Source organism: Mycobacteriales bacterium, assembly GCA_035550055.1.
In the GTDB taxonomy this organism is placed as follows: Bacteria; Actinomycetota; Actinomycetes; order JAFAQI01; family JAFAQI01; genus DASZTV01.
Map to the genome: position 1 here is coordinate 1 of DASZRO010000009.1, position 5,979 is coordinate 5,979.

Below are 5,979 nucleotides of genomic sequence, written 5' to 3' on the forward strand. Positions count from 1 at the left end.
GTTGGTGAGACTGACCGGGTTCGCGCCGCCGACGATCCACTCCGCCGCGGCTCGGCTCGGTGCCGGCCTGTCTCGCCGGCTGTTCAACGTCATCGTCACGAATGTGCCCGGCCCGCAGTTCCCGCTGTATGCGATGGGGGCACAGATGGACGACTGCTTCCCGGTCGTCCCGCTGACGAAAGGTCAGACCGTGTCGATCGGCCTCATGTCCTACAACGGTGGGGTCTACTACGGGATGAACTGCGATCGCGACGCGATGCCTGACATCGACGTGCTCGCGAGCTGTATCGAGGAATCGTTGAGCGAGCTGGTGGAGACGGCAAAGTGAGTTCTGTCGATCGAGCGGACGCGACCAAGCGACGCGGCCTCGTCCTCGGCGGCGGTGGCGTCCTCGGTGCCGCCTGGATGATCGGTGCGCTGTCGGCGCTGCGCGACGCCTACGAGTGGGACCCGCGCGACGCCGAGATCGTGGTCGGCACGTCGGCGGGTTCGGTGGTCGGCTCGATGCTCGCGTGTGGCCTGTCCGTCGACACCCTCGTCAACCACCAGCGCGGGATCGTCGCGCCGGGTGATCCGGAGATCGGCTTCGACCCGGACACCGCCAGCGGAGGGGCGTTGCCGCCGCGGCCCCAGCTGCGGATGGGCTCTGTCTCACTCGTGGCCAAGGCGGTCCTCCACCCGCGCCGGATGCCCGTGCTCGCTGCACTGTCGGGTCTCGCCCCTCGCGGTCGAGGCACGCTGGCCGCAGTTGCCGATCTGGTCGACGCGGTCAACCCGGAAGGGCGCTGGCCGGAGCACCCCGAGGCGTGGCTGATCGCGATGGACTACGACTCCGGCAAGCGGGTTGCGTTCGGAGCGCCGGGTGCTCCCGAGATCTCGATGGCCGATGCGGTGATGGCGTCGTGCTCGATCCCGGGGTGGTTCACCCCGATCTCGGCGGGTGGCCGGCGCTATGTCGACGGCGGAACGCTGTCGCCGACCTCGCTGGATCTGCTGGCCGGGCGCGGGCTCGACGAGGTGATCGTGTTGGCGCCGATGGCGTCGTTCGACTACGACGACCCGACGACGATGGTGGCGAAGGGGGAGCGTCGGTTCCGCAGGGCGATGACGCGTCGGATCCTGGCCGAGGCGGGCAAGGTACGGCGCACCGGAACGGCGGTGACGATCCTCGCCCCCGGCCGCGAGGATCTCGAGGCGATCGGCGTCAACCTGATGGACCACCGTCGTCGCGGTGCCGTGCTCGACGTAGCGTTGCGGACCACGGCGGAGGCGCTGTCCGACGCCGCCCCGCCGCCGCTGTCCGCTGCCGGGTAGCGATGCGGGTCTACCTGCCGGCAACACTTTCGCTGCTGCGCGACTGGCTGGCTGCCGGCGCCGCGACGCCGGCGGGGCACGGGTACGCCGTCACCCCCTCGCTTCGGGAGTGGTACCGAGAAGGGGACCTCGAAGAGCTCGAGCACGCGGCTGCGCTGCTGGCGGCGGTCGCGTCGCTGGAGCTGCTCGCCGAGGACCCGGCGGCGCCCCGCCGCCGCGTCGTACTCGCCGCCGACGTCGACGACACCGATGTCGTGCCGGCCCACGACGAGCGAGGCGTGGTGCGCCTCGCCGGCTCGGTGGCGGTGGCGCAGTGGGCGAGCGCGCTGGTCGACGACGACGGCGCAGCCGAGGTGGTGACCGGCGCCGTGGCGCTGTTGCGAGACCCGCAGGCGTCAGCCGACGACCTCGACTTCGCGCTCGGCGAGGCCGAGGCGGCCGACCTCAGCTGGTACGCCGTGCAGGAACTGGCAGACCTGCTGACATGAGGACAGCGGCCGGCGCATTGACCCCCAAACGGGTGTCAAGTCGACACCCGTCGGGCACCGACTAGATCAGCGATGCTTGTTGCGTCTGCCGCGGGGACTGCGGCGCCGGTGACCCGCAGGGAGCTGGACCCGCTTCGCGAGCGGCCGCTCTACCTGCGGTCGCTACGCGCCCTGCTCGCCGTGACTGTCATCATCTACGCGGCGCTCGTTCCCCACGACGTCCGTACCTCCGAGCTCGACGTCGCCGCGCTGTCGGTTGGCTACCTGGTCACGACGTTCGGGGTCGAGGCGGTCTCCCGGCTGCTGACCGGTGGCTTCTACCGCTGGCTGTTCTGGCTGGCGCTGGGCATCGACGGAGCGTTCCTCGCGGCCGCGACGTACCTGGTCGGTGGCTCGCCCGGCCCGGTGCGCTACCTGGTGTTGGTCTACCTCACGGTGATCAACCTGCTGGGGGCGTGGCGGATCGGCGTGCTCAGTGCGGTCTGGCAGTCGATGACCCAGCTCGCGTTCTACCTCGCGCAACGCAGCCATGCGCTCGCGGCGATCGCCAACCCGGTCACCCCCGGCCGTGAGGGCAACCAGTTCGCGGCCTTTCTCGCCGCGCTGTGGGTGCTGACGATCGTCACGGCACTGCTGTCCGCGGTCAACCAGGAAGAGCTACGGCGCCGTCGCTACGAGGTGGACCGGCTCGTCGACCTCGGCCGCGACCTGGAGAACGCCGAGGACGCCGACACGATCGGCCAGCTGCTGCTCGGCGCGCTCGGTGACGCGTTCGGCTTCGAGCGCATGGCGTTGTTCGGGGTGGTGCACGACGTCCCCCGGCTGCTCGTGGCGACGCAGCCGACGGCGCCGTTCGACGGCACGTTGCACGATCGCTCGCTGCTCACCCAGGCCGTTGCCGAGCGAACCACGATGCGGGTGGACCGGGTCGACGACGAAGCGGACCCGTGGCTTGCGGCGAGCTTCCCGGCGGCCCATGATCTCGTCGTCGTGCCGTTGCTCGCCGACGGAGTCGTCGGGGTCCTGGTCGCCGGCCTGGGGCACTGGGCGAACAAGCCGGCCGAAGGCCGGGTCATCGCGGCAACCGAGCGCTTCGCCGGGCACGCCGCGCTGGCGGTGCGCAGTGCCGATCTGCTCGCCCGGGTGCGTCAGCTGGCGATCACCGACGGCCTGACGCAGCTGTCGAACCGCCGGGCGTTCGACCGGGCGATCGAACGGGAGATCGGACGCGCAGCGCGATCGGACGGGCGGCTGTCGGTCGTGCTGATCGACCTCGACCACTTCAAGGACCTCAACGACGAGTACGGCCACGTGACCGGCGACACGGTCCTGCGCCAGATCAGCCGGGCACTCGCCGGCTCGGTGCGCACTTACGACACCATTGCCCGGTACGGCGGCGAAGAGTTCGCCGCCGTCCTGCCGGGGTGCTCGGCGGGGCTTGCCTTCACCCTGGCCGACCGGCTGCGGCTGGCCGTGCAGGATGCGGCATCGGACATCAAGGTCACCGCCAGCGTCGGGGTCGCGACCTACCCCTACGACGGTGCGGACACGAGCACGCTGCTGCGTTCGGCGGACCGCGCGTTGTATGCCGCCAAACGCGCCGGGCGCAACCGGGTGCGATCGGCCGAGCAGGCGGAGGTCGAGCTCAAGGACAGCCAGCAGTCGCAGTGAGCAGCCGGCTTCAGGAGCCGCTGTCGATCGGCGGCGCGACGGTGCGCAACCGGCTCTACCGCGCCCCGGTCCTCGAAGGCGCTGGTGACGGCGAGGACGCGGCCGCCGCCTACCAGCGGCAGTTCGTCGCCAACGCCGAGGACGGCGTCGGGTTGATCATCCAAGGGTCGTCGTGCATCTGGCCGGAGGGACGCACCTCGCCGGGCATGACGTGCGTCGACACCCGAGACAAGATGCTGCGACTGGCGCCGATGGTCTCGGCGGTCAAGCGGGCGGGCGCGACGATCTTCATCCAGCTGGGTCACGGCGGGATCTACGCGATGGAGAGCTGGCACGAGCCGTACGCCTCGCAGCGGCGTGGGCCGGTGCTTGCCGCCTCACCGTTGCGGCCGCTGCTGCGCCCGTCGTTTCGCGGGGTGCCGGTGCATGTGCTGACCACCGACGAGGTGCACGCGATGGCCCGCCGTTACGGGGAGGTTGCCGGCTGGGCGCGTGAGGCGGGCTACGACGGTGTGCAGCTCGGGTCGGCCAACGCCAAGCTGCTCGACCAGTTCCTGTCACCGTTCTACAACCGGCGTACCGACGAGTTCGGTGGATCTGCGCAGGCCCGCGCCCGAGTGCTCCGGCTGATCCGCGAGGCGGTGGCCGAGCATGCCGGGCCCGATTTCCCGTGCACGGTCAAGGTGCCGGTCGAGGTGGCCCCGTTCGGCCTGCCGCATACCTCTTTCGAGGAGGCGTTGCGGCTGTCGCGGCTCGTCGAGGAGTGGGGCTTCGACGCGGTCACGCCGGTCGCGGTGTCGGTGCTGCCCGACACCACCCTCGCGCGTGGCGCGGCTGCGACCACCCTGCGCGACAACACGGCGATGGCGCAGCGGTTGCGTCGCGCGGCGCCTCGGCGGACTCGCCGGGCCTCGTTGCGGTTCGGCTACTGGTGGGCGGCACGTCGAGCGCCGTTCGAGCCCGTGTGGAACCGCGCGCTGTTCACCGCGGTGTCCGAGCAGGTGTCGATCCCGGTGTTCGCGGTCGGTGGCATCCGCACCGCGGATGAGGTGAACCAGATCCTCGACTCCGGCGCCGCCGACATGGTCGGGATCGGACGGCCGTTCTACGCCGAACCCCACTTGGCCGCGCGGATCCTGGCGGGCGACCCGGGACCGAGCGCGTGCCGCAACTCGAACCGCTGCGTGCCCGCCCAGATGCTCGGCTTGCCGGGCGCCTGCTACAACCCTGAGGTCAACCGAGAGGTCAGGTCGGCGAGCGATTCGAGCTGTTCCACGTAGTGCTCGAGCGAGTGGTGCACCAGGCTGACCTTCGCGATCGTCGCCCCTGCCTCCGTGAGGCGGGTGAGCTCGTCGGCGGTCTCGCCAGCCGCGCCCAGGGGGTCGATCGGCTGCGCGGGCGGCAGGACGACCTCGAAGCCCGGCGGTAGGTCGAAGCGCTGGAGCCAGTCCTTCGCTTGCGCCGCGCTGACCGCGAACGGCGTCCAGCCGTCGGCGAGCTCGACCGCGCGGCGAAGCGAACGAAGCGAGCGGCCGCCGACCCAGATCGGCACCTTCGACTGGCTCGCGCACGGGTCGATCACGAACCCGTCGAACGAGTAGTGGGTGCCGTCGTAGGACGGCTGCCTCGACGACAGCGCGACCCGCAGCGCGCGAAGCGCGTCGTCGGCGATCTCGCCCCGACCCTCGAACGGCACCCCCAGCAGCTCGAACTCCTCGCGCAACGTCCCGACGCCGACCCCGAGGACGAGCCGCCCGCCGCTGACGGCGTCGAGGGTGCCGTACCGCTTCGCGATGGCGAGCGGGTGGTGGTAGCCGAGCACGAGGACGTTGGTGGCCAGACGGATCCGGCTGGTCCGCGCGGCGAGGTAGCCGAACGTCGCGAGCGGATCCCAGTACGTCGCACCCCGTCTCGGCGCCTCGGCCGCGGTCACGCCCACGTGCTCGCTGCAGGTGAGGTGGTGATAGCCGAGCGCGTCGGCGGCTTCCGCTATTCGCGCGACGTCCGCGATCGTCGCCGACTCCTCCCACCGGGCGTGGGCGCCGGGCATCATCGTCAGCACGGGGGTGACGATCGCGAGGCCGAGGGGGCGGCTCACGTCCACGCCTCCCAGCTGATCATCGTGCGCAGCGGGGCGGCGTACGCCGGGGTGACGTCGCCGCTGGCCCAGCGCAGCTCGAGGAGTGGCCGCAACGCTGCGGTGGTCTGCAGCGGGTCGTCGTCGAGATAGATCACCGTTACGAGCTGCGGATCGCCCTCGCAGGTCGCTGTCACCGTCCAGCTGTGAAAGCTGTCGAAGCTCCAGCAGCCGGCGACGCCGTGCGCCGCCATCAGCAGCGGGAGGTGGTCGGCGGCTTCCCAGCCTCGCCAGCGTTCCAGGTCGCCGGTCGGCTGCTCGACGAGCAGCACGATGCCGCGGTTGGGCCGGAACGCAACGACGTCGGCCGACACCGCGACCCGCGGCGCGGCCTGGACACCGCGAAGCGCGAGCAGCCGGGTTGACAGC

General features: G+C 71.2%; 7 protein-coding genes. 5 read left to right on the forward strand and 2 right to left on the reverse strand.

Translation table 11 applies throughout. The features are described 5' to 3' along the window. From VG899_01590 to VG899_01610, 5 genes are all read left to right on the forward strand, one after another. Positions 1-328 (forward strand): WS/DGAT domain-containing protein (locus VG899_01590; GenBank protein HWA65048.1); only part of this gene is annotated, 328 nt, incomplete at its 5' end. After that, on the forward strand, positions 325-1,314 hold the full coding sequence (locus VG899_01595) for a patatin-like phospholipase family protein (protein ID HWA65049.1): 990 nt from the start codon (positions 325-327) through the stop codon (positions 1,312-1,314). The genes VG899_01590 and VG899_01595, both read left to right, overlap by 4 nt. Before the next feature lie 2 nt (positions 1,315-1,316). After that, complete coding sequence (locus VG899_01600) at positions 1,317-1,802, forward strand: hypothetical protein (protein ID HWA65050.1); 486 nt, start codon at positions 1,317-1,319, stop codon at positions 1,800-1,802. A 108-nt stretch (positions 1,803-1,910) separates the two neighbouring features. Continuing rightward, complete coding sequence (locus VG899_01605) at positions 1,911-3,473, forward strand: GGDEF domain-containing protein (GenBank protein ID HWA65051.1); 1,563 nt, start codon at positions 1,911-1,913, stop codon at positions 3,471-3,473. Beyond that, positions 3,470-4,753 (forward strand): tRNA-dihydrouridine synthase, encoded by a 1,284-nt coding sequence (locus tag VG899_01610; protein HWA65052.1) that lies wholly within the window; start codon positions 3,470-3,472, stop codon positions 4,751-4,753. Before VG899_01605 ends, VG899_01610 begins: the two co-directional genes overlap by 4 nt. Here VG899_01610 and VG899_01615 read toward each other — a convergent pair. After that, positions 4,693-5,526 (reverse strand): TIGR03619 family F420-dependent LLM class oxidoreductase, encoded by an 834-nt coding sequence (locus tag VG899_01615; protein HWA65053.1) that lies wholly within the window; start codon positions 5,524-5,526, stop codon positions 4,693-4,695. The genes VG899_01610 and VG899_01615 overlap by 61 nt on opposite strands. A gap of 41 nt (positions 5,527-5,567) precedes the next feature. Beyond that, positions 5,568-5,979: hypothetical protein (locus VG899_01620; GenBank protein ID HWA65054.1), on the reverse strand; the 412-nt coding region annotated here is incomplete at its 5' end.